This is a genomic window from Corynebacterium curieae, assembly GCF_027570035.1.
Taxonomy (GTDB): Bacteria; Actinomycetota; Actinomycetes; order Mycobacteriales; family Mycobacteriaceae; genus Corynebacterium; species Corynebacterium curieae.
Map to the genome: position 1 here is coordinate 209318 of NZ_JAKMUU010000002.1, position 20352 is coordinate 229669.

Below are 20352 nucleotides of genomic sequence, written 5' to 3' on the forward strand. Positions count from 1 at the left end.
CTGTACGCATAAAGATCGCCAAGCGCGAACGACTCCTTCTAGTTTCCGCCTTCCAGCAGGTCAGTGACCAGCTCAGCAATAGCTGAGCGCTCGGAGCGCTGCAGGGTGATGTGGGCAAAAAGCTCATGCCCCTTGAGCTTTTCAATCACTGCCTGGACTCCGTCGTGGCGGCCCACGCGCAGGTTATCGCGCTGCGCTACGTCATGAGTTAGTACTACACGAGAGCCCTTGCCCAAACGGGAAAGAACGGTAAGCAATACATTTCGCTCAAGGGACTGCGCCTCATCCACGATAACAAAGGCATCATGCAGGGAGCGGCCGCGAATATGCGTCAAGGGCAAGACTTCAATGAGGCCGCGCTCATGCACCTCTTCCATGACGTTTTCAGATACCAAGCCCTCCAGGGTGTCATAGACCGCCTGCGCCCACGGGTTCATCTTGTCTGATTCGGTACCAGGAAGATATCCCAGCGATTGCCCGCCTACGGCATACATCGGGCGGAAGACTACAATGCGGCGGTGTTCGCCGCGCTCCAGTACGGCTTCCAGCCCGGCGCACAGCGCAAGTGCCGACTTGCCGGTGCCAGCGCGGCCGCCGATGGAGACAATCCCTACGTTTGGGTCCATCAGCAGATCCAAGGCGATACGCTGCTCCGCAGAGCGTCCCTGGAGGCCAAACGCGTTCGCGTCACCGCGAACTAGCTCCACCACTCCGTCAGCGCTCATCCGCCCCAGTGCAGACTGGGCTCCGGCCACCAAGGTCAAGCCGCAATGCACCGGCAGCTCATCAACACAAGTACCCTTTTCCGTCTCGACACCGTCTAGCATGACTTCCCCATCACGATAGAGCGCATCGATAACATCGGAACTGGTGTGCACCGCAGCCATACCGGTATAACCAGTCAGGACCACGTCTTGGGCGTGGTACTCATCTGCCTGCACGCCCACCGCGCCGGCCTTGACACGCAAAGGCACATCCTTGGTCACCAGCACGGTGTCTTTTCCTTCATGCGCAAGGTTGAGCGCACAGGCCAATATGCGGTGATCTCCCTCTGGCCCACGGAATGCTGCGGGAAGCAAAGATTGGTCTTGGTGATTGAGCTCCACGCGAAGGGTGCCGCCATCCACGTTAACCGGTACCGGCTGGTCTAGTGCTTCATAGGTAGCGCGCAACTCCTCCAAAAAGCGAAGAGCTTGGCGGGCGAACCAGCCAAGCTCCGGGTGATGACGTTTTCCTTCCAACTCGGAAATAACCACAACGGGAAGGACGACGTCGTGCTCTGCAAATTTGCGCAGGGCCCAGGGGTCAGAGAGCAAGACCGAGGTATCCACTACATAGGTCTTGGTAGCGACGGAGTTTTCGGTAGTGGCAAGCGGAGTAGAAAGTACAGAGGAACGAGTCATGGTGGCAGGGTTCTCCCTTAGTGTGCGGTAGATCAGACTTCTTCCGAATCACCCCAAATACCGGGGTTGCCACCCAAACTAGGCACCGAAGGTTGAAATTACATGGGTGCAAGATGAACTTTAAGAAAACGAAAAATCCCTCCGCAGCATGTGCTGCGAAGGGATGGGCTCAAAAAGCTATTTACTTCTCTACGGAAGAGGTGAACTTGCCACTCTCGTCCTGGAGCCAGGAGATAACGCCATCATCGAACTGCTGGGTCCAGCCCTTGCCCTCGGTAGCCTTCTCCTCGGGAGCCTTTGGCAGGCCTACCTCAGCGTCTAGGCCGCCCTGCTCCTTCCAGGTCTCAGCAATCTTGCCAACGATGGGCTGAGCGCCTTCGTCATCGTCAAAGGTCAGCAGGTTGCCGCCGTCGAAAGTAGCTAGGAACTCGTCATCGTCGCCCTGCTCGATGCTCTGTACGTCGCCCCACTCGGCCTTCTTCTCTTCAATAGCGGAAGCAAAATCAGCTGGGACTTCTACGTCACCATTTGCGGTAGCGATGGACTTGGTAGCACCGTCCTTGTCGTCAGCGTCATCCTTGTCATCTGCATCATCAGACTCGGAATCATCTGCGTCCTCGGACTCGGAGGAATCTGCGTCCTTGTCCTTGTCAGAAGTAGCCTCAGCCGCTGCGGAACCAGCAGCATCGGTAGCGTCTGCCGCTACGGAGCCTGCACTGTCCTTAGCATCATTAGCTGCATCTTCAGCATCGGAGCAAGCAACAAGGGCAACGGACAGGGTTGCGGCTGCAAAGCCACCTGCAATGCGACGGGTCATCTTCTGCATTACTGCATCATCCTTTCATTGAGAAAGTAAGTTAATTCTAAATTCATGATTAAAATCGCCGTTCGTGGCGAATGACGCCCACCGTAACGACGCTACCCAGCCGGCGCCACCCACACGGACAGGAATTAGACAGCTTGCAATAATCTACTACCGCCTTTTGCGCTGCTTAATGCCCTTCTTCGCCTTTTGTAACGAATTGTTAACGTTTTTGCGAGCTTGCTTAGCTTTAGCCTTTTCCCGAGCGCTACGCTTCGGCTTTTCTTGGCGCGAGGAGCGCGCCGTCCGGCCCTTGGCAACGCCAACAAAATCCTGAATTGCCTCCCCGTCATCCTCCTTGCGCCAGATTAAGGCAATCTCAGTCACCGGAATGGATTCATCATTAAGACCCAGCGGTACTACCTGCTTCTTGCTTAGGACCTTGAGCAGGGGGCGCGGGGCGATGGCGATGCCGACATTAGCCGCCACTACTTGAAGGGCGTCTCGGACCGCAGGGACATCGACAAGCCCGGAGTCATCGAGGCGATAGTTGAGGTGCTCATCGGCGACGTCGGCAAGCGCAAGCTCTTCCCCCACCTCCGCGTATACGGAGTCTTTAGGCACCGCAATGCCCGGCGCCTCCTTATACAGGCGAACCACATGAAAAGTGTCATCTACGCGCGCATCCGGCAAACGTGCAAGCGCCACATCCACTTCGCCGGCTAAGAGCGGGGCTAGCGCATCGTCTGCATCAACCGTAAATAGGCCGCCATGAGCAGTGTTTTCTTCAAACCGGCGAAACCATTTTCCAGGCTCCGTACCGGTGGCAAAAGCTAAGCGCAGCATGGAGGACAGTCTACTGAAAGTGCTACGGTAAAGGCGTGACTGAAGAACAAAAGCAACCATCCGGCACCGCCATGCGTGCCCAAACCGCGGCGAAGAAGCTAGGCATCTACTTGCCCGGCGCGCCCGACGAGTTTCAAAACAGTGCCGTTAGCCACGAAGAGCTGCGCGAATTGCAGCATAACCCACCCGAGTGGCTACAAACTCTGCGCCGCGAAGGCCCCCACCCACGGCCGGAAGTCGCCCATAAGCTAGGCATCTCCGTCAATGCGCTGAAAAAGAATGATATGGATAAACCGCTGACTACAGCGGAAATCAATCAGCTACTCCACGAGCAGCCGGCATGGCTCCAGCAGGCCCGCGCCACCATGGCGCAGGCCCGTGGCCATGAGGTGAAGGACTAGACCAGCTTCCAGTCCTCGAGCCCCTCATAAAGCGGATAATCCTGGGCGATCTTGTCCACACGAGCGCGCAGGGTCTCTACATCGGCATTCTTGCCCTGTACTAGGGCGGTGCCAATAATATCTGCGACCTCGGTAAAGGCCTCCGCATCCAAGCCGCGGGTAGCCAGCGCAGAAGTACCAATGCGCAGGCCAGAGGTGACCATCGGCGGGCGGGGATCATTTGGCACAGCATTGCGGTTAACGGTAATGCCTACCTCGTGCAGCAAATCCTCTGCCTGCTGTCCATCCAATTCGGAATTGCGCAGGTCAGCCAGGACCAAGTGCACATCGGTGCCACCGGTAAGCACATCGACGCCTGCGGCTTTGGCGTCCTCTGCGGTGAGACGCTCAGCCAGAATGCGGGCACCTTCCAGGGTGCGCTCTTGGCGCTCCTTAAACTCCTCGCTTGCAGCAATCTTCATGGCGATAGCCTTGGCTGCGACCACGTGCATCAGCGGACCGCCCTGCTGGCCGGGGAAGACGTTGGAATTGATCTTCTTGGCATAATCCTGCTTTGCCAAAATCATTCCGGAACGCGGGCCGCCCAAGGTCTTGTGCACGGTGGTAGAAACGATATCCGCGTGAGGCACTGGGCTCGGGTGCAAGCCGGCAGCCACAAGGCCGGCGAAGTGGGCCATGTCTACCCACAGATAGGCACCAACCTCATCAGCAATCTCACGGAAGGCTGCGAAATCCATGGTGCGTGGGTAGGCGGACCATCCACCAATAATGACCTTCGGCTTTTCCTTCAATGCCTGTTCGCGCAGCTTGTCCATATCTACGCGCATAGTGTCAGGGTCGACCTCATATGCAGCGACGTCATAAAGCTTGCCCGAGAAGTTCAGCTTCATGCCGTGGGTTAGGTGGCCGCCGTGCGCCAAGGACAGGCCCAAAATCTTATCGCCTGGCTCAGCAATTGTGGACAATACGGCTGCGTTTGCCTGTGCACCGGAGTGCGGCTGGACATTGGCAAATTCCGCGCCAAAAAGCTCCTTAGCGCGATTGCGGGCAAGGTCCTCTACGACGTCGACATGCTCGCAGCCTCCGTAGTAGCGGCGGCCGGGATAGCCCTCCGCGTACTTATTCGTCAGCACAGAGCCCTGCGCTTGGAGCACGGCGCGAGGCACAAAGTTCTCAGAGGCGATCATCTCCAGAGTCTCGCGCTGGCGGGAGATTTCTCCCTGAATAGCGCCGAATACATCCGGATCAAGATCGCGGAGGTCAGAGGTAAAAGAAGCCATAAAGGTGTGGTCCCCTTCTCAAAATCAAGCGGTATGGGCTGCTGCATATCTTATCGTGCCACGCGCCCTAAGGGGGCATACTTTTACCCTCTAATTACACAAGTGCGACAATAGAGCCATGGCGCGCACTTTGGATTCCAGTCCTTACCTAGATTTTGACCGTGAGACCTGGCGTGCACTGCGTAAATCCATGCCACAGGTGCTTACGGAAAACGAGGTGGAGCAGCTTCGTGGCTTAGGCGACCGCATTGACCTCGCTGAGGTAGCTGACGTGTACCTCCCCCTCTCCCGACTCATCCATATGCAAGTCACCGCTCGCCAGCAGCTCACTACGGCTACCGAAGCCTTTTTAGGCAACCGTGCTACGCATGTTCCCTTTGTCATCGGCGTAGCCGGATCAGTGGCCGTAGGAAAATCCACCACCGCGCGCCTCCTCCAAGTGCTGCTGCAGCGTTGGGACTCCCACCCCAAAGTAGAGCTCGTTACTACCGATGGCTTCCTCTTCCCCACTAAGACTCTTAAAGAACGGGGCCTCATGCAGCGCAAAGGCTTCCCAGAATCCTATGATCAGCGTGCTCTCCTCCGCTTCGTTACCGACGTTAAATCAGGCAAACCACTAGTCAAGGCCCCGCTCTACTCCCACATCACCTATGACATCGTGGACGGGGAATATCAAGAGGTTCATCAGCCAGACATCCTCATTCTCGAGGGGCTTAACGTCTTACAAACCAGCCCTACGCTGACCGTTGCGGATCTCTTTGACTTTTCGGTTTACGTCGATGCCCGTACAGACGATATCGAGCAGTGGTATATCGATCGCTTCCTCACCCTGCGCCACACCGCTTTCCGTGAACCAAATGCCCACTTCTCTTCTTATGCAGACATGGACGATGATGAAGCCCGAGCTCAAGCCCGTGAAATCTGGCAGTCCATCAACCTGCCCAACTTGGTGGAAAATATCCTTCCCACCCGCGTGCGTGCCTCACTCGTGCTTAGGAAGGGCTCGCATCATTTAGTAGAACAGGTGCGCATGCGCAAGCTTTAGCGCCTATTTACCAAAGCGGCGCGAGCGCTGCGAGTAGTCGCGCAATGCGCGAAGGAAATCTACCTTGCGGAAAGCAGGCCAGTAGGTATCAGTAAACCAAATTTCAGAGTAAGCAGCCTGCCACAGAAGGAAACCAGATAGCCGCTGCTCACCCGAGGTTCGGATGACCAGATCTGGGTCCGGCAGCCCCTTGGTATAGAGGTGTTCTCCAATTGATTCCGCGGTGACCCGATCCGCCATTTCCGCTGCGGATGTTCCCTTTTCTGCTTCCGCACGCACCAAGTTCTGCACAGCGTCCACGATTTCTTGGCGCCCGCCGTATCCCACGGCCACGTTGACGATGACCCCGGTGTTGTCTTTAGTCTTTTCCGCTGCCGTAACCATGCGTTGACGAATATCATCCGGAAGCAAATCTAGGTGCCCTACTAGGCGCACCTGGCACCCCACATCACTGTGGGATAAGTGAGTGACCACATCTGAAATGATGTCAAAGAGAAGTTTGACCTCTTGTTCGCTACGTTTCAAATTCTCCGTGGACAAGAGGTAAATGGTGACTACTTCAATATCGGTATCGCGGCACCATGAGATCATCTCGCCGATCTTTTTCGCGCCTTGGCGGTGGCCGTGGCTGATATCGGTAAAACCTGCCTCACGTGCCCACCGGCGATTGCCATCGGCCATGATGGCCACGTGCTTGGGCTGTGGCTTACCTTTGATTAGGCGCGCTAGACGGGCTTCATAGGCTGGGTAGGCCAGCTGTTTGAGAGAACTCACGCTCATCAGTGTATCCGCCTAGAAAATGGACTTCTTGCGGTTATCGTAAATTCCGGCTTCCTTCATCGCCTCATCCACGGCTTCCTCATCAAAGGGATCAATGCCGTGGTCCTCCGCAAACATCATGCGGCGGCGAAAGCGCGAATAGCGGCGATGGAAGTTCCACCCTGCGACTAGCACGCCGACGCCCATAAGTGCCAAGATAAGCAAGCCGATGGGCGATGCCTTGCCAAACTCTGGCCCCATTGGGCCGCCTTCCGCGCCCTCGGTTCCTTGGGCGAGAACAAATACGTCGTTCGCGGCAAGGACGAAAGAGTTATACATGCTCATGTCCTAAGCCTCCTCTTTCTCTTCGATGCCTGCAAATAGATCGTTTTCTGGCAATGAGGTGGAAACGCGAGTCTTGGCCAGCTCAAACTCTTCGGTAGGCCACAGGCGCTGCTGCACCTCCACCGGTGTAGCCAAGAAAGCGCCTGCCGGATCGATCTGTGTGGCATGAGCCCGCAGGGCCTCCTCGCGATTGCTGAAGTACTCCGCGCATTCCACCTGACTGGTCACACGGGCCATGATATCGCCAAAAGTGGTATCCCAGCGCGCCAACATCGGCCCATAGGGACTGGTTTTACCTTCCTCAAGGAGCAAATCATGGAACATCTTCATGCGCTGGTAGACAAACCCATGCGAGTAGTACAGTTTCAATGGAGACCACGGCTCGCCCAACTCAGGGTGATATTCAGCGTCTCCTGCCTTATCCCATGCGATCATCGAAGCACGATGCACCATCAGGTGATCCGGGTGTGGGTAGCCACCATTCTCGTCATAGGTGACGATAACGTGCGGACGGAACTCGCGGATTACCTGCACGTATTCTTGGGCAACGGCGTCATCTCCCAGCAAGGCAAAACAACCTTGCGGAAGCAGTTCCTCCATGGACTTACCTTCAACCGGATCAGGCAAGCCCGAATCGACGTGGCCCAACCAGCGATGTTTTACGCCCAGCGCCTGCGCCGCCTGAGCCATTTCTTCACGGCGAACCTCGCCCATATTTTCTTTAATCCCAGGGCGGTCCATGGCGGGGTTAATCACATCGCCGCGCTCGCCGCCCGTACAGGTCAGCACCAAGACGTCGTTACCTTCAGCAGCGTAGCGCGCGGTGGTTGCCGCACCCTTGGAAGACTCATCATCTGGGTGCGCGTGGATAGCTAGTAGGCGAAAATCGCTCACTGAAAATCCATCCCCTTATTTTCTAGGTTCTTTGAACAGATGAATATCCTAGTAGATAATTGGAAAACAGTAGTCCTCGACTAGAGTAGAGGACATGACTTCCGCCGGAAAATCTCGCTCAGCCGCCCGCTATGGTTCCCGCGGCTCCTCTGAAAAGAACTCTGGTAGCTGGACTAATAGAGCATTGGTGCTCATCTTTGTCGCCATTTTCATCGCGCTTATCTTCTTTGGTTTCCGGTACTTCCAGCAAAAGGAAAGTGTCAACGCACAGGTGTCTATCGTGACCCAGAAAGTCCTCAGCGATGATTCCACTCGCGTGTGGGTCGATGTCACCCGCAATCACACTGATGAAGATGCCTATTGCATTGTCCAGGCCTTTGACTATTCCAAAGCCGAAGTAGGCCGCCGCGAGTTTCCTGTCCCCGCCGGTGGAAATGAAACCCAGCGCATCGCCGTCGATGTTCCCACCAATGCTCGCGCCGTCGCTGGGGGTGCCTACGGCTGCTCCGGCAATATTCCAGCATATTTGGATATGGATAATCCTGACTACGCGGAAAGCCGCTAGCCGCGTGTGCTAGGATTTGTAGCGCCTAGAACCGGGCATTTGCCAAGTTCCACTTTAACTTTTGGCCCCAGATAAAAGCAGGGGCTTTGACCACAATTCCTATCTACGGAAGGTTGCAGAATGGCTGAGCAGCAAAAGCAGTACATCACCCCAGAAACTAAGGCGAAGCTCGAGGCCGAGCTGCAGGAGCTCATTGATCACCGCCCGGTTGTCGCGGCAGAGATCAACGAGCGTCGTGAGGAAGGCGACCTCAAAGAGAACGCCGGCTACGACGCCGCTCGTGAAATGCAGGACCAAGAAGAGGCTCGCATTAAGCAGATTTCTGAGGTTCTTGCGAATGCCACCACCGAGCGCGGCGCTGTTCAAGAAGGCGTTGCACACACCGGCTCCGTAGTCCACGTTTACTACAACGGTGACAAGGAAGATAAGGAAACCTTCCTCATCGGTACTCGAGCTGCTGCTTCCGATAACAAGGATCTAGAGACCTACTCCGAACAGTCCCCGCTGGGCGCTGCCATCCTCGGCGCCCAAGAGGGAGAGACTCGCGAGTACACCGCCCCAAATGGCAAGACCATTTCGGTCACCATCGAATCCGCTGCGCCGTACGATTCTGCTAAGGCCGCCACTCCGCGCGAGTCCTAATTCTTTAATCATTTACCACTCTGGAGAAAGAGCAAACCCCATGAAAAAGTTCTCCCGCTATGCCGCTGCCGGCCTCGTATTCACCGCTGGCCTTTCCCTCGCTGCCTGCCACCCGCCGAATCAGCAGGACTCTGATTCCAAGGTAGAAAACGCCTCCACTTTCACCGGTGAAGCCCCAATGCAGAAGGATGCTGAGACCAGCTCTTCTGCACCCAATCACGCCGTTGAAGAAGCACCTGTGATTGAGTCCGATGCTCCAGAAGAGCCGGTTCAACCGCATCTGAACGGTACCGCCACCGAGCTGCCGCAGCAGTAAAAGGCTGATTTAAGGGGCCGAGGGATTTCCTCGGCCCCTTTTTGTTGCTATTTTTCTGGGTTTGCTTCCCTTACCCAGTCCCCGATAACACCGGGCACCACAGCCGGCGGCTCGCCCAGAAGGTCACGCTTATTCGGATCCCTCTCTACCTGCGTAGTCACGGACTTTACTCTCTTCTTCTCGTTGTCTTTGCCGCGCATACCCATCATTGGCCCATATGCTCGAGCACCACCAATGGCACGGCCGGAATTCCCGCCTCGGGATGCCGTAGCGCCTTCGCTACTACCGGATCCTATACCAGACCCAATTCCCCCGCCGCTACGAAAGCTCATACCGCCACCAGCACCCGCGCCACCGCTCAGACCAGCGCGCATCCCCGCACCTGCTCCTGAGCCAACACCGGCAAAGGGGACTCCGCTTCTCGCTCCGCGTCCGAGGCCTTGTCCCAAGTGTGTTCCTCTTCTTCCTCCCCGGATCATTTCGCCACTGCTTCCTCGACTACCTGTGGCTGGGGCAAACCCACCGCGGACCGTATGCCTTCCCTGGACACCGCGACTCGGCTCTGCCGTTCCTCCGGCTGCCATCGTCGGAGCCATTCCTCCAACAACGGGTTGCGCGGTACTTGCTGGTGCAACTGTTCCGCTACCGCTTACGGCTCCACCATTGAGGGCTCCACCATTGAGGCTGGCATTAACGGGATGCGACAAACCACTAGGAAGCTGCCCCATCGCACCAGTCTGCCCAGTCATGCCCGGCATCGAGGCTCCTTGGGTCGCAACTTCATGCCCTCCGACATTGACTTTGTCCCCCAATGCCAGCTTCTCTAATTCATTCCTACCGCTGGTACGCATCTCATCGTGAAAATCGCTGATTTCCTGCGGGCTCATCCCCACTGCTTCTAGCCCCTGCACATTCCCATTAGCAACGTCAAAGTTTCCTGGCCCCAGGTCTCCTCGCGCAATCGCCTCTGCAATCTTCTTAGGCCATACCACTGCCTCGGTGTTATATCGCTGCCCATCGCCTTCGACACCAGCAAGGCCCGCTTCAACTCCGCCGCCACCCGACGCCGGCGATTGTTCCATTAAGGCATGCTGGTACGGCATGGCTTCTACCGCAAAGCGCTGCAAGTCCGGCTGTAGCGTGGCCAAGGCCGCCTTCTCCGCGATCTCCCGTTCCACCGGTTCTGGGATGGCCATCACCTCCATCGCCATTGCCATCGCGGTAGGCTGCATTCCCATAAGCTTGGCGTGAAACCCAGTCAGCTTTGCCCCCATAACCTCAGCGTTTGCCACAAAATGGCTTCCCGACGCCGCCACTTCGCGAATCTTCGCCGCCGCCCGCGACGTGGCCTCACTGTCATTTTCGCTTTCCAAAGACCCCGCTGCTGCCTCAAGCCCGCTGACAATTTCGCTTACTTCCGACGCCAGCGAACTCCACCGAGCATTCGCCTCCGAGACGCTCCAAATCTGTGTCGACATCAAGTCTGTTGCTAGCTTCACGATGTCAGTGCCCACATTCACCACTGGCATAGAAAAGCCAAACGGGCTATACCCTGGCTCCGGCTGGTTCATAATCGGCATCGACTCGATACCAATATCGCCACCCGCATCTGCTATCTCCATTCCCCGGCTATTCGCGTCCTCCTGAGCCTGAAAACCGCGTGCTTCTCGGGCCAGAGAATCAGATAGCCACTCAAGCTGCTCGACAAAGCTCGCGATAGAGTTGTGCGCTGATCCCGGGTCTGAGCTCAATACTCGCTCGTGAATTGCTCCGACATGGTCAATCCCAGTAACAGGAGAAAAACTGCTCGTTAGAGGACTTTGCGCTGCCACGCCTGGCGCTCCAATAAACTGGCTCATCTGCTCAATTTGATTTATATTCCTGCCAACATTAAAAATATTAATTTTCATTTATTCCCCCGAATTTTAGTTAAATTAATTCTTTCGTCATATTGCTAGCGAGTGTGCAAGCACTGCCCTTAGTTTTGCCGAAACTATTGGCCGAGATCGTAACTACTCCCCTCACGGTAGAAAACGTCGCACTACAAGCTAAATCAGAGAAAACTTCACCTCGATGGATGACAACTCCATCCAATTCCTCATCCGAGTTGTCGACCACTAAATCTGGATTTACCCGTGAAACGTCAAAAGATTTATATGTGGAGCCAATAGACAGCACTATCTCCTCGGAAACTCTTTTGAAACTACATATCTTATGTCCTGACCTAGCGACACTTTGCCCCTCGTAGCGCTCCAATCCATGCTGCTGCAATTGAACGTTGGTGATCTCCGTACAAGGATCAAAAAGCTCGAAATTTGGATCAGCCGGATCAAATTCCCCCAACGGCGGCAGGACGCCGGATGATTTCCCCGTCCCCGTGGCGCCGGCCTCCCCCGAGTGGCCGGCGCCTTCCGCATCTTTCTCGTCAGCGGCAAGTGCCGATTCCCCCCGATCGCCGTCCGCATCATCCCCCGGATCACCGTTGGCTCCCCCTGCACCGTCGGCCGAACTATTGCCGCCAGATACATCCACTTTCGTGGTTTCCTCTGACGCGCTCCTCGTACCGATGTCCGCAGCGCAGCTGCTCAGCATAACGATACTGCTGACCATCAACGTTGCTACGGTGACCTGACGCTTCACAACAATCCTTCGCGCACTCACTTTCTGACGAGAGGAACAGGATGAGTGAAACAGAGAACTTTTCACTTCGTATCTCCCGTTCCGGTACACAGCATGCATGATCCTCTAAGAATTTTCTACGCAACCACGAAGGTTAACAGCGATTTAACAAAACTATTCGTCCCATACGTCACACGCATAACAGACAAAAGGCGAAGTTTCCTGCTCATTAGCTGTGCCATACCTGAGACGGATTTGTCCACCAGCCCAAGGCTAAACCCTTACTTTATCCCCCAGCATTACCCCATTAATTACAGGTATGTAAGCAGTTTTGGGCAATGAAAAAGGCCCGCACCAAGATGCGGGCCAAGGACAAACAGAAAGGTTAGTCGCGCTGGAAGTAGCTCAACAGACGCAGAATTTCGGTATAGAGCCAGACCAAGGTCACCGCAAGGCCGAGAGCCACGCCCCACGCCTGCTTAGCAGGTGCACCAGCGCGAATCATGCGGTCAGCTTGATCAAAGTCAGTCAGGAAGGACAATGCACCGAGTACGATGCACACAAGCGAGAAGATAATGGCAATCGGGCCGCCATCACGCAGCGGGTTGAAGTCAAAGAAAATCGCGCCCAAGAAGTTAACAAGTGCCATAACCGCGACGCCGGCAACTAGGCCAAAGAGAATCTTGGTGAACTTTGGAGTCACCTTCACTGCGCCAGTCTTGTACACAATTAGCATGCCAATGAATACACCAATGGTGCCGATGATGGCCTGGCCAATGATGGCTGAGCCTCCCTCACCTTGGAAGTTCACGTTGGTGAACATCAGGGAGAAACCACCGACGAACAGGCCTTCAAACACGGCGTAAATCAACGTCACTGCAGCGGAGCCCCACTTCTTGCCAAAAGAGGCTACAAGCACAGTGATGAACCCACCGATGCCACCGACCAAAGTCAAAGCCATGGCAATACCAGGGTTTACCGTTCCAAGGTAGAAGTTAATAGCTGCGGCGACAATGATAATGCCGAGGGTAATTCCCGTTTTGGTGACTACATCATCAACGGTCATGGGGCGGGCGGAATCATCACCGTAACCAGAGCTCTGGCGGTTACTGCTTTCAGTCAGAGAACTCATTACCGGATTGCTTGAACGCACGGTTGTCCTTTCTAAGAGAGGTGCAGATTAGCTTTCTCAATACGATCAACGAGATAGCCCAGCATTAAGTTCCACAATTTTTACTTTTGAGTAGAAATTCTGTGTGGAGCCCCCACAAGGGCACTGTGGAGGATGCCTGCCTCGAGCCCTTGACCTTAGTACCTGCATGTATGACGCAAATGCGGAAAATATTCATGCTTTCGGCACCACCATATTTGAGCTGCCACTGAAAACGAAGAAACTCGAGACACCGACCGGAACGATGTCTCGAGACTTCACAAAGTGCCCCCAGTGGGACTCGAACCCACACTGAATCGATTTTAAGTCGACTGCCTCTGCCGATTGGGCTATGGGGGCGCGAGAAATATATTAGGCCACCGCACCCCACAAGAGTTAACGAGGGGTACCCTCCGCGGCTAGACCAGCGATAATGCCATCGAGAATGTCCTTTTCGCTAATGAAAAAGCTACGTGCATCGCCATTGCGCTCGATAAGCTGCATGATGCCTTCCACAGCTACTGCCCCGCCACCGATGACATCGGCACGGCCGGGGTGAATGACCGGGTTGAGGGCACGGACGTCGGAAGGCAAGCCAATAAGCTGCTGCAACAGCACCCGCAATGCCTCAAAACGAAGTTCAGAGCCGTGAATGGCATCGGCGTCGTAACGCTCAAGGCCTTGCGCTAGCGCTGACAAAGTAGTGAAAGTGCCAGCACAACCGACGATGGTGCGTGCCTTATCAATGGGCACAATTTTTTCCACTTCGGCTGTGCGCTCAGCAACGTACTCCGTAGCGATCTCAATCTCGGATTCGGTTGGCGGATCGGTACGCATAATGCGCTCTGTGAGTCTGACGCACCCCATGCGAGCCGAGTGAGTTCCCAAGATCTCTCCGTCGGCAGTGCCCACCACGAACTCAGTCGAGCCGCCGCCCAAGTCAATCACACAGAAAGGGCCGCGGTCTGGCTCAAGATCGGCTACTGCCCCATTGAAGGACAGCAGTGCTTCTTCCTCACCGGAGACGACCTCAGCCTGAGCACCTAGCTGAATTTGGCCGAGCAGCTCAGCGGTCATATTGAAAAATTCCTGCTGATTCTTCGCATCGCGCGTAGCTGAAGTAGCTACCATCCGTACGCGGGTGACCTTCTCAAACTTCATCTGCCGCACGTAGCCTTCCAATGCCACACGCGCCCGCTCCAAAGCCTCTGGAGCGATTTCACCCGTGGCATCCACCCCCGCGCCTAAGCGGATAATCTCCATCGTACGAGTAATATCGCGGACCTTGCCATCATCCTGGACTTCAGAAATAAGCAAGCGAATTGAATTGGTACCGCAATCAATAGCAGCAACGCGAGTCATCGTTCTCCTCCTACTCCGCGTTAGAAAAGTCGAACTGCACTAGGTCAATCCCCAGCTCTTCTACGGTAGGCCAATCCTTAGGGATGGCAGTTCCCCGCAGCTGGCCGTGATCAGCGGCCATAGCCACTGCTTCAGTTCCTAGCTGGAAATGCTTTGGGCCTTCCGCAAGCGCATAGGCAATTAGGACATGCAGACACTTCACGCGGTCCGGCATGCCGCCGCCGGAGAACTCGGTTCCTAAGTCTTCTATTTCATTACGCTTGGCCAAGAAGTACTCGTGGGCACGCTGGTAGTCGGCGGCCAATCCCTCATCCTCACCCAAGCGGGCTTCCATCCACTTCATGACGTGCGCAACCTCCAAGCGGGAAGCCTCGGCCGTAAGCCGTGGGTCAGTGAGGTAGTAAAGGGTGGGAAATGGAGTGCCGTCGGCAAGCTTGGGTGCAGTCTTAATCACCGCGGGCTGCCCATCTGGTGTCCGATAGGAAACTTCCAGCACCCCTCGCGGGGTGCGGCCCAATTGCTCAGTTACTACAGCGATATCTGCATCAGTGACGGTCATGCGGATAATTATCGCACATCCGCCTTCTCTTCCGGCGGCGGCTCAATCGGAAGATGATTTACCTGTTCGGAAGGAGCTTCCTCCTCAGGCGGTTCAGCCACCGAATCCCACAGCACCTCGTACCACTGACGGGAATCTTCTTCCTCCTGGCCGTCAGTAGTGAGCTGGTTATCCGGCTTAATCTGCGGGTCTATGATGCGGTACGCAGTTTCACCTTCGTCCACAACGCCGAATCGGCGTCGGGCTTCCTGCTTGATGTACTCATCGGATTTATATTGATCAATCTTTTCCAGCAAGGCCGCCTTTTCATCCTGCTTCGCAGCAATCGACTCATGCAGACGAGCTATTTCGGAACGGCCGTGGTAATAGTTGCGCAACGGTACAGCGATAGCCAGTAAGACGATGAGCACAATGACCACAATGACGCCCACCCCAGCGATGCTCATCCGATCCGGCTTCTGTGTCTTCTTCTGCTGAGCACGTTGAGCTTTGCGAATATCCGCAGCACGCGAAGCTACCGGAACCCTAGTGCGGCTCCGGTTTCGCTGCGTCTTCTTTTCGCGTGCCATAGGCTTTTTATCCTAGCGCCGTCACTCCTGTAACAGCGGCGTGGCACGCGCAAGTTGGATACACTAAAACAAAATCTCCCTCTCAGTAAGGAAATTTTATGACCCTCAAGCGCATTTTCCCCCTCCTGACCGCCGGTCTACTTCTTGCCGGATGCGGCCCCTCCGCCCAAGATGGCGAGTATCCCGTCTATGGCGATGACTACGACTTAAGCACCACTGATGGCATGGCTGAATACCTTAAGGAATATAAAACCCTGCCCGATGACTTCATGGAGCACGACGTTGAACAGCTCGAAAGCGAGTACAAGCCCGAAAGCTTCGAAATAAACGCAGAGAACCTAAAGAAGGCAGGCAAGGCTACTTGCAAGAATGACGAGTTGTTCGAGATCTCCAAAGGCTACTTAGTGGGCGATTCGGAGAAATTCGGAGAGGCACTCATGTCGGATAGCGGCCCCGAGGAAAAGTTCGGCGACGTGCTTGATGAGCTGGGCGTTCCAGACGACGCCCCTGATAAAGACAAATATATGGCAGCCACGATGTCCCCATTGGGCGCCATCATGACTTGTGGCGATGAATTCAGCGACGAAGAACTAGATAAGGTCTCTGAAACCATTCACGGAAGCTAGAGCACTAACTCCACCCATCTCAAACTGCCCTCTATGCGCAACAGCGGTGCCACGACTTGCCACTTTTGTAGGCGCAGGAGCTTAAGGCTGTCACCGCTTCCTACTTTCAGGTCTTCGCGCCATGCCAGTAATAGATTCGCACATTTATTCGAGATTGACCTTGTGGATGTCGGCGGGGTAGTTTATGCTGTGGGATATATATTCGATTGGGTGTGCGATTTATTTTAGAGGGGGACCATTCCGTGACGAACAGCGACGCACCACCGAAGAAGGCCTACTTTTCCACCAATAACCTCGACGATACCGTTTGCGCCCTTGCCATGATCCAGCGAATTCAATCTTGGCAAATGTACCAAGCGGTACTCCCAAAGTTAGAAGATGATGTCGAATGCACTACCACAGCTCTGGCTAAACGCGTGGGGTTGAGCTACTGGCGGGTACTATCCGCCTTGAGGTCTCATCTGCGCATGCGTGAGTTACCGCTTACCACCGCAGTACAAACCGAGCATTGGATCCTAGACCTTCCGCGCCTGCATGTCATTGATGCTGAGCTTGCCCCGCTTGGCGACGAAGCCGGCAACATCCAACTAGTAGACGCCGCTCTGGCAGATTTCCTCACGCCAAAAGAACCAGCTCAACATGTGCCTACAGAGTCCGAGATACGCAGATTCTTACGCGATTTCATCGATGGAATCCTCAAGCCAGATATTGAAAAAGAGATCGAGCGAGCCGTGTCCATTTCTTACTCCAAAGGCCAAGCTACGATAACCCTAAAGACGGACAAGGCAACCGCCGGTGCCATTGCGCGACATATTGATAAGGCAGCGCGAAAGGAGCACATTTCCAAACCAGAAGCATTGGAGGCGTTGATCTTCAATCGTACCCAGACAAAAGTAGTCATTAACACCTACGGCGATGCTTCTCAGGTGTATATGCCTTCGGCTGGATGGTGTGTTCTCACCGAGCATTTGAGCAACTACTCAATAACCCGCGAGCTTTCTCCGCAAGAATCGTCTTCCTACATTCCCACCGAACAAATCAGAACGTGGGTCCACGGCCGCGATGCCACGTGCCGATGGCCAGGGTGCTCCATGCCGGCACATTATTGCCAGCTCGATCATCGGGTGGAGTACGCCGACGGAGGACCGACGAGTGTCGATAATCTAGTGTGCTTATGCCAGCACCATCACAACGTTAAGACTGATGGCCGCGCACGCTACATTATGGATCCTATCACTGGGGATGTTGCTTGGCTCTTTTCGGACGGCACCTTCGAGATTGACCGAGCTGAAGGTCCTTTGGCACCGCGCAACGTAAATTGGAAGCAAACCTGGGAACAGTATTTGGCCATGCGAAAGCGCCCCCGCAGTGATGCGAGGGCGCTAAGGAAGAAGGCGATTAAGCCTTAAAGCGAGGGAAGGCGGAGCGGCCGGCGTAAACTGCACCGTCGCCAAGCTCCTGCTCGATGCGGAGCAACTGGTTGTACTTGGCTACGCGCTCGGAGCGAGCAGGTGCGCCAGTCTTGATCTGGCCGCAGTTCAGGGCCACAGCCAAATCAGCAATGGTGGTGTCCTCGGTCTCGCCAGAGCGGTGGGACATCATGGTGCGGTAGCCATTGCGGTGTGCGAGCTCGACAGCGTCGAAGGTCTCGGTCAGGGTGCCGATCTGGTTGACCTTTACCAGCAGAGCGTTAGCGGCCTTCTTGTCAATGCCTTCCTGCAGGCGAGCAGGGTTGGTGACGAAGAAGTCATCGCCGACGATCTGTACCTTCTCACCGATAGCGGCGGTCAGGGTGGTGTAGCCATCCCAATCATCTTCCTGCAGTGGGTCCTCGATGGAGACGATTGGGTACTCGTCAATGAGTTCCTCGTAGACCTTGGACATTTCTTCAGCGGTGTGCTCGCCGCCCTCGAAGTGATACTTGCCGTCCTTGAAGAACTCAGAGGAAGCAACGTCGAGTGCGAGTGCTACGTCCTTGCCTGGCTCGAAGCCTGCCTTCTTGATGGCGTCAACGATGACGTCAAGGGCAGCCTTGGTGGAGTCGACAGAAGGAGCAAAGCCACCCTCATCACCGAGACCGGTAGACAGGCCCTTGTCCTTTAGGACGGCCTTCAGGGAGTGGTACACCTCAGCACCCATACGCAGGGCCTCGGCGAAGGACTCAGCACCAATCGGAGCAATCATGAACTCTTGAACGTCAACGCCGGAGTCAGCGTGTGCACCACCGTTGAGAATGTTCATCATCGGCACAGGCAGTACGTGTGCGTTCGGGCCGCCGATGTAGCGGTATAGCGGCAGCGCAGCGGACTCGGCGGCAGCCTTAGCTGCGGCGATGGATACACCCAAGATGGCGTTGGCGCCGAGTTCGGACTTGTTGTCAGTACCGTCCAACTTAATCAACGCTTGGTCAATGAGGCGCTGGTCATCAGCTTCGAAGCCAGCAATCTCATCGGCGATCTTCTCGTTGATATTTTCCACGGCCTTCAGAACGCCCTTGCCTTGGTAGCGCTCGCCGCCGTCGCGCAGCTCGTGAGCCTCGTGCACGCCGGTGGAAGCGCCGGAAGGAACGCCGGCAACACCGCGAGCACCGTCATCAAGGAAGACCTCTGCTTCAACGGTGGGGTTGCCACGGGAATCGAGAATTTCGCGGGCGAAAGTGTGGATGATATCAGCCATGCTGTTCTTCACTCCTCATAAAAATGTTCGCTCTGGACCAGCTGGCCCAGCTACGTTCCCAATTGTTCCAGAAAACTTTGCTGTGTGACACTACTTGGCACTTTGTGGAACGGAGTAGGCATTGGCCGCGTGTGCAACTTTATGCAAATACTCGCTGGACTGGTTGTAATTTAGGATTGCTTCTTTCCATTGATCTGGGTCAGAGAGATCTCTGTCACCAAAGCATAAAAGTCCGGCTGCACCGATAGCGGCGTCGTCGATTTGGTTGGGATCCGCCTTCCCATCGCCGTTAGCATCAGCACCCACAGATTCCCACGTCGTTGGGATAAACTGCATTGGTCCGACGGCGCGATCATATTCCGAATCTCCATCGATTTCGCCGTTGTCAGTATCTGGGGTGTGAGCCGTATTGTTAAGGCCATCTAGGGCAATGCCGTTAATGGGTGGTTGGGGGTAGCCGGCGTCGTCAAGCTTGGAGGACTTAAACCAATTGCCGTTGTAGGTGCCATGGCGGGTTTCCACGTAGCCGAGTCCGGCGAGGGTATTCCAGCGCAGGTGGCACCCCGGCCACTTTTGCTGAGCGATGAGTTCGGCGTTGCCATAAGCGCGAAGGGCGGCTGGAGGGATACCGGTCTGCTCAGCTAGGTCAGAGGCCCAGTAGGTAAGCTTATCTGCGGTACGGCCGGGGGCGTTGACGTCAATGTGGGCGACCTCTTTGCCTTCAACGGGCGGGATGTTTTCAGGTACGGGCTGCTTAGAAGTACCGTGCCCCGTCAGCAGCCATGCCACTAGCGCGACAATGACGACTACGGCGATTCCGCAGCCCCCGAATATCTGCAGCAGCCTCTTCATGAGATGCCATCCTACATTTTCTTTCCTTCACGCCATAGACGCTCTTGCGTGTCGACGTCGACTATCTCCGTCGTCCCATCAAACAAGTATGGGGCGCGAGCGCGCATTTTGTTAACGAAGCTTTGGGCGACGTCATCGAGCGAGAAGGTGGAGATTTCTGCATGGAAAAGGACCTGCAAGAAAATATCTCCTAGCTCCTTGAGCACTTCGCCCTCTGGCTCACGATTGCGCACAGCTGCGGCGAATTCGGCAGACTCTTCCTCAAGATATGGCAAGAGGGAGGTATGGGTTTGCTCTCGTTCCCACTGCCCGATGCGCCGCGCGGTGGCCATGGTCCGGCGCGCCTGCATGACTGGGTCCGCGAGGGATTCGGCACGAATGACTGGCTCTCCAGTAGCTAGGCGAGCGCGGGTTTCAGGATCGTGTTCGTCGGTGCTGACCAAGGTTCCGATGGCATCCTCCCCTACTAGGAGATCGGAAAAATTCCACCGCACGGAAACTGGCACTTCACCGGTGAAGTAAACCGGGCCACGCAGCTTCCCGTGTGCTTGCATGGGAATCATGGTGGGCCAGCGTTCATCGAGCAACAGCACAGTCATGGGCACAAAGTCTAGCTCGAGTTCCCATTATGGGGCTATTCA

23 protein-coding genes and 1 tRNA gene are annotated in these 20352 nt (G+C 55.5%); 7 read left to right on the forward strand and 17 right to left on the reverse strand.

The genetic code is table 11. The annotated features are described in order from the left end of the window. Nucleotides 1–38: 38 nt before the first annotated feature. The 3 genes from L8V01_RS05190 to L8V01_RS05200 form a co-directional block, all read right to left on the reverse strand. Nucleotides 39–1403, reverse strand: a complete 1365-nt coding sequence (locus L8V01_RS05190) for a PhoH family protein (protein WP_269946078.1) — start codon at nucleotides 1401–1403, stop codon at nucleotides 39–41. A gap of 181 nt (nucleotides 1404–1584) precedes the next feature. Next, the gene (locus tag L8V01_RS05195) at nucleotides 1585–2229 is read right to left on the reverse strand and encodes an LGFP repeat-containing protein (RefSeq protein WP_269946079.1); all 645 of its coding nucleotides are present in this window, start codon (nucleotides 2227–2229) and stop codon (nucleotides 1585–1587) included. A 147-nt stretch (nucleotides 2230–2376) separates the two neighbouring features. Then, a complete protein-coding gene (locus tag L8V01_RS05200; RefSeq protein ID WP_269946080.1) occupies nucleotides 2377–3051 on the reverse strand; it encodes a LysR family transcriptional regulator substrate-binding protein in 675 nt (224 codons plus the stop codon). 71 nt (nucleotides 3052–3122) lie between these two features. On the opposite strand from L8V01_RS05200, the gene L8V01_RS05205 reads away from it, so the two are divergent. Continuing rightward, nucleotides 3123–3452: a DUF5997 family protein gene (locus L8V01_RS05205; protein ID WP_274707334.1), complete on the forward strand. Its 330-nt coding sequence runs from the start codon at nucleotides 3123–3125 to the stop codon at nucleotides 3450–3452. Here L8V01_RS05205 and glyA read toward each other — a convergent pair. Next, complete coding sequence (gene glyA, locus L8V01_RS05210; protein WP_269946082.1) at nucleotides 3449–4732, reverse strand: serine hydroxymethyltransferase; 1284 nt, start codon at nucleotides 4730–4732, stop codon at nucleotides 3449–3451. The genes L8V01_RS05205 and glyA overlap by 4 nt on opposite strands. 118 nt (nucleotides 4733–4850) lie before the next feature. Here glyA and coaA point away from each other — a divergent pair, with 118 nt between their 5' ends. Beyond that, nucleotides 4851–5777 carry a type I pantothenate kinase gene (coaA, locus tag L8V01_RS05215; protein ID WP_269946083.1) on the forward strand — a complete coding sequence of 309 codons (927 nt, stop codon included), beginning with the start codon at nucleotides 4851–4853 and terminating at the stop codon, nucleotides 5775–5777. Between the two features lie 3 nt (nucleotides 5778–5780). Here coaA and L8V01_RS05220 read toward each other — a convergent pair whose 3' ends face one another. Genes L8V01_RS05220 through mca form a run of 3 tightly spaced genes read right to left on the reverse strand, consistent with a single transcriptional unit; the run spans nucleotide 5781 to nucleotide 7775 of the window. Next, nucleotides 5781–6557, reverse strand: a complete 777-nt coding sequence (locus L8V01_RS05220) for an isoprenyl transferase (RefSeq protein ID WP_274707317.1) — start codon at nucleotides 6555–6557, stop codon at nucleotides 5781–5783. Nucleotides 6558–6569: 12 nt separating this feature from the next. Beyond that, on the reverse strand, nucleotides 6570–6881 hold the full coding sequence (locus tag L8V01_RS05225; RefSeq protein WP_259886387.1) for a hypothetical protein: 312 nt from the start codon (nucleotides 6879–6881) through the stop codon (nucleotides 6570–6572). A 3-nt stretch (nucleotides 6882–6884) separates the two neighbouring features. Further along, the gene (gene mca, locus L8V01_RS05230) at nucleotides 6885–7775 is read right to left on the reverse strand and encodes a mycothiol conjugate amidase Mca (RefSeq protein WP_269946085.1); all 891 of its coding nucleotides are present in this window, start codon (nucleotides 7773–7775) and stop codon (nucleotides 6885–6887) included. Between the two features lie 94 nt (nucleotides 7776–7869). Between mca and L8V01_RS05235 the strand changes: the two genes are divergently transcribed. The 3 genes from L8V01_RS05235 (at nucleotide 7870) to L8V01_RS05245 (ending at nucleotide 9298) form a co-directional block, all read left to right on the forward strand. Beyond that, nucleotides 7870–8340: a DUF4307 domain-containing protein gene (locus L8V01_RS05235; protein ID WP_269946086.1), complete on the forward strand. Its 471-nt coding sequence runs from the start codon at nucleotides 7870–7872 to the stop codon at nucleotides 8338–8340. A gap of 120 nt (nucleotides 8341–8460) precedes the next feature. Further along, nucleotides 8461–8982 carry a transcription elongation factor GreA gene (gene greA, locus L8V01_RS05240; protein WP_259886391.1) on the forward strand — a complete coding sequence of 174 codons (522 nt, stop codon included), beginning with the start codon at nucleotides 8461–8463 and terminating at the stop codon, nucleotides 8980–8982. 40 nt (nucleotides 8983–9022) lie between these two features. Beyond that, complete coding sequence (locus L8V01_RS05245) at nucleotides 9023–9298, forward strand: thiamine biosynthesis protein X (protein WP_269946087.1); 276 nt, start codon at nucleotides 9023–9025, stop codon at nucleotides 9296–9298. A gap of 47 nt (nucleotides 9299–9345) precedes the next feature. Here L8V01_RS05245 and L8V01_RS05250 read toward each other — a convergent pair whose 3' ends face one another. The 7 genes from L8V01_RS05250 to L8V01_RS05280 all read right to left on the reverse strand — a co-directional run bounded on the left by L8V01_RS05250 (nucleotide 9346) and on the right by L8V01_RS05280 (nucleotide 15557). Next, the gene (locus L8V01_RS05250; protein WP_269946088.1) at nucleotides 9346–10920 is read right to left on the reverse strand and encodes a hypothetical protein; all 1575 of its coding nucleotides are present in this window, start codon (nucleotides 10918–10920) and stop codon (nucleotides 9346–9348) included. A 307-nt stretch (nucleotides 10921–11227) separates the two neighbouring features. Beyond that, entirely contained in the window at nucleotides 11228–11938 is a 711-nt protein-coding gene (locus L8V01_RS05255) for a DUF3558 family protein (protein WP_269946089.1), read from the reverse strand. 364 nt (nucleotides 11939–12302) lie between these two features. Further along, nucleotides 12303–13070: a Bax inhibitor-1/YccA family protein gene (locus L8V01_RS05260; RefSeq protein ID WP_269946090.1), complete on the reverse strand. Its 768-nt coding sequence runs from the start codon at nucleotides 13068–13070 to the stop codon at nucleotides 12303–12305. Nucleotides 13071–13353: 283 nt separating this feature from the next. Then, nucleotides 13354–13427: transfer RNA gene (locus L8V01_RS05265), tRNA-Leu, on the reverse strand. Nucleotides 13428–13463: 36 nt separating this feature from the next. Continuing rightward, nucleotides 13464–14429 carry a Ppx/GppA phosphatase family protein gene (locus L8V01_RS05270; RefSeq protein ID WP_269946091.1) on the reverse strand — a complete coding sequence of 322 codons (966 nt, stop codon included), beginning with the start codon at nucleotides 14427–14429 and terminating at the stop codon, nucleotides 13464–13466. A 10-nt stretch (nucleotides 14430–14439) separates the two neighbouring features. Beyond that, nucleotides 14440–14988 (reverse strand): DUF501 domain-containing protein, encoded by a 549-nt coding sequence (locus L8V01_RS05275; RefSeq protein WP_269946092.1) that lies wholly within the window; start codon nucleotides 14986–14988, stop codon nucleotides 14440–14442. Nucleotides 14989–14996: 8 nt separating this feature from the next. Then, entirely contained in the window at nucleotides 14997–15557 is a 561-nt protein-coding gene (locus L8V01_RS05280) for an FtsB family cell division protein (RefSeq protein WP_269946093.1), read from the reverse strand. A 98-nt stretch (nucleotides 15558–15655) separates the two neighbouring features. Between L8V01_RS05280 and L8V01_RS05285 the strand changes: the two genes are divergently transcribed. Both L8V01_RS05285 and L8V01_RS05290 read left to right on the forward strand, forming a co-directional pair. Beyond that, the gene (locus L8V01_RS05285) at nucleotides 15656–16183 is read left to right on the forward strand and encodes a ribonuclease (protein ID WP_269946094.1); all 528 of its coding nucleotides are present in this window, start codon (nucleotides 15656–15658) and stop codon (nucleotides 16181–16183) included. 242 nt (nucleotides 16184–16425) lie between these two features. After that, nucleotides 16426–17592 carry an HNH endonuclease signature motif containing protein gene (locus L8V01_RS05290; RefSeq protein WP_269946095.1) on the forward strand — a complete coding sequence of 389 codons (1167 nt, stop codon included), beginning with the start codon at nucleotides 16426–16428 and terminating at the stop codon, nucleotides 17590–17592. Here the strand turns inward: L8V01_RS05290 and eno are convergent. The 3 genes from eno to L8V01_RS05305 form a co-directional block, all read right to left on the reverse strand. Continuing rightward, nucleotides 17582–18859: a phosphopyruvate hydratase gene (gene eno / locus L8V01_RS05295; RefSeq protein ID WP_269946096.1), complete on the reverse strand. Its 1278-nt coding sequence runs from the start codon at nucleotides 18857–18859 to the stop codon at nucleotides 17582–17584. The two genes, L8V01_RS05290 and eno, sit on opposite strands and share 11 nt — an antisense overlap. 90 nt (nucleotides 18860–18949) lie before the next feature. Further along, on the reverse strand, nucleotides 18950–19711 hold the full coding sequence (locus L8V01_RS05300; protein ID WP_269946097.1) for a lytic transglycosylase domain-containing protein: 762 nt from the start codon (nucleotides 19709–19711) through the stop codon (nucleotides 18950–18952). Nucleotides 19712–19722: 11 nt separating this feature from the next. After that, nucleotides 19723–20310, reverse strand: coding sequence for a MazG nucleotide pyrophosphohydrolase domain-containing protein (locus tag L8V01_RS05305; protein ID WP_269946098.1), 588 nt, complete (start codon nucleotides 20308–20310; stop codon nucleotides 19723–19725). Nucleotides 20311–20352 lie beyond the last annotated feature (42 nt).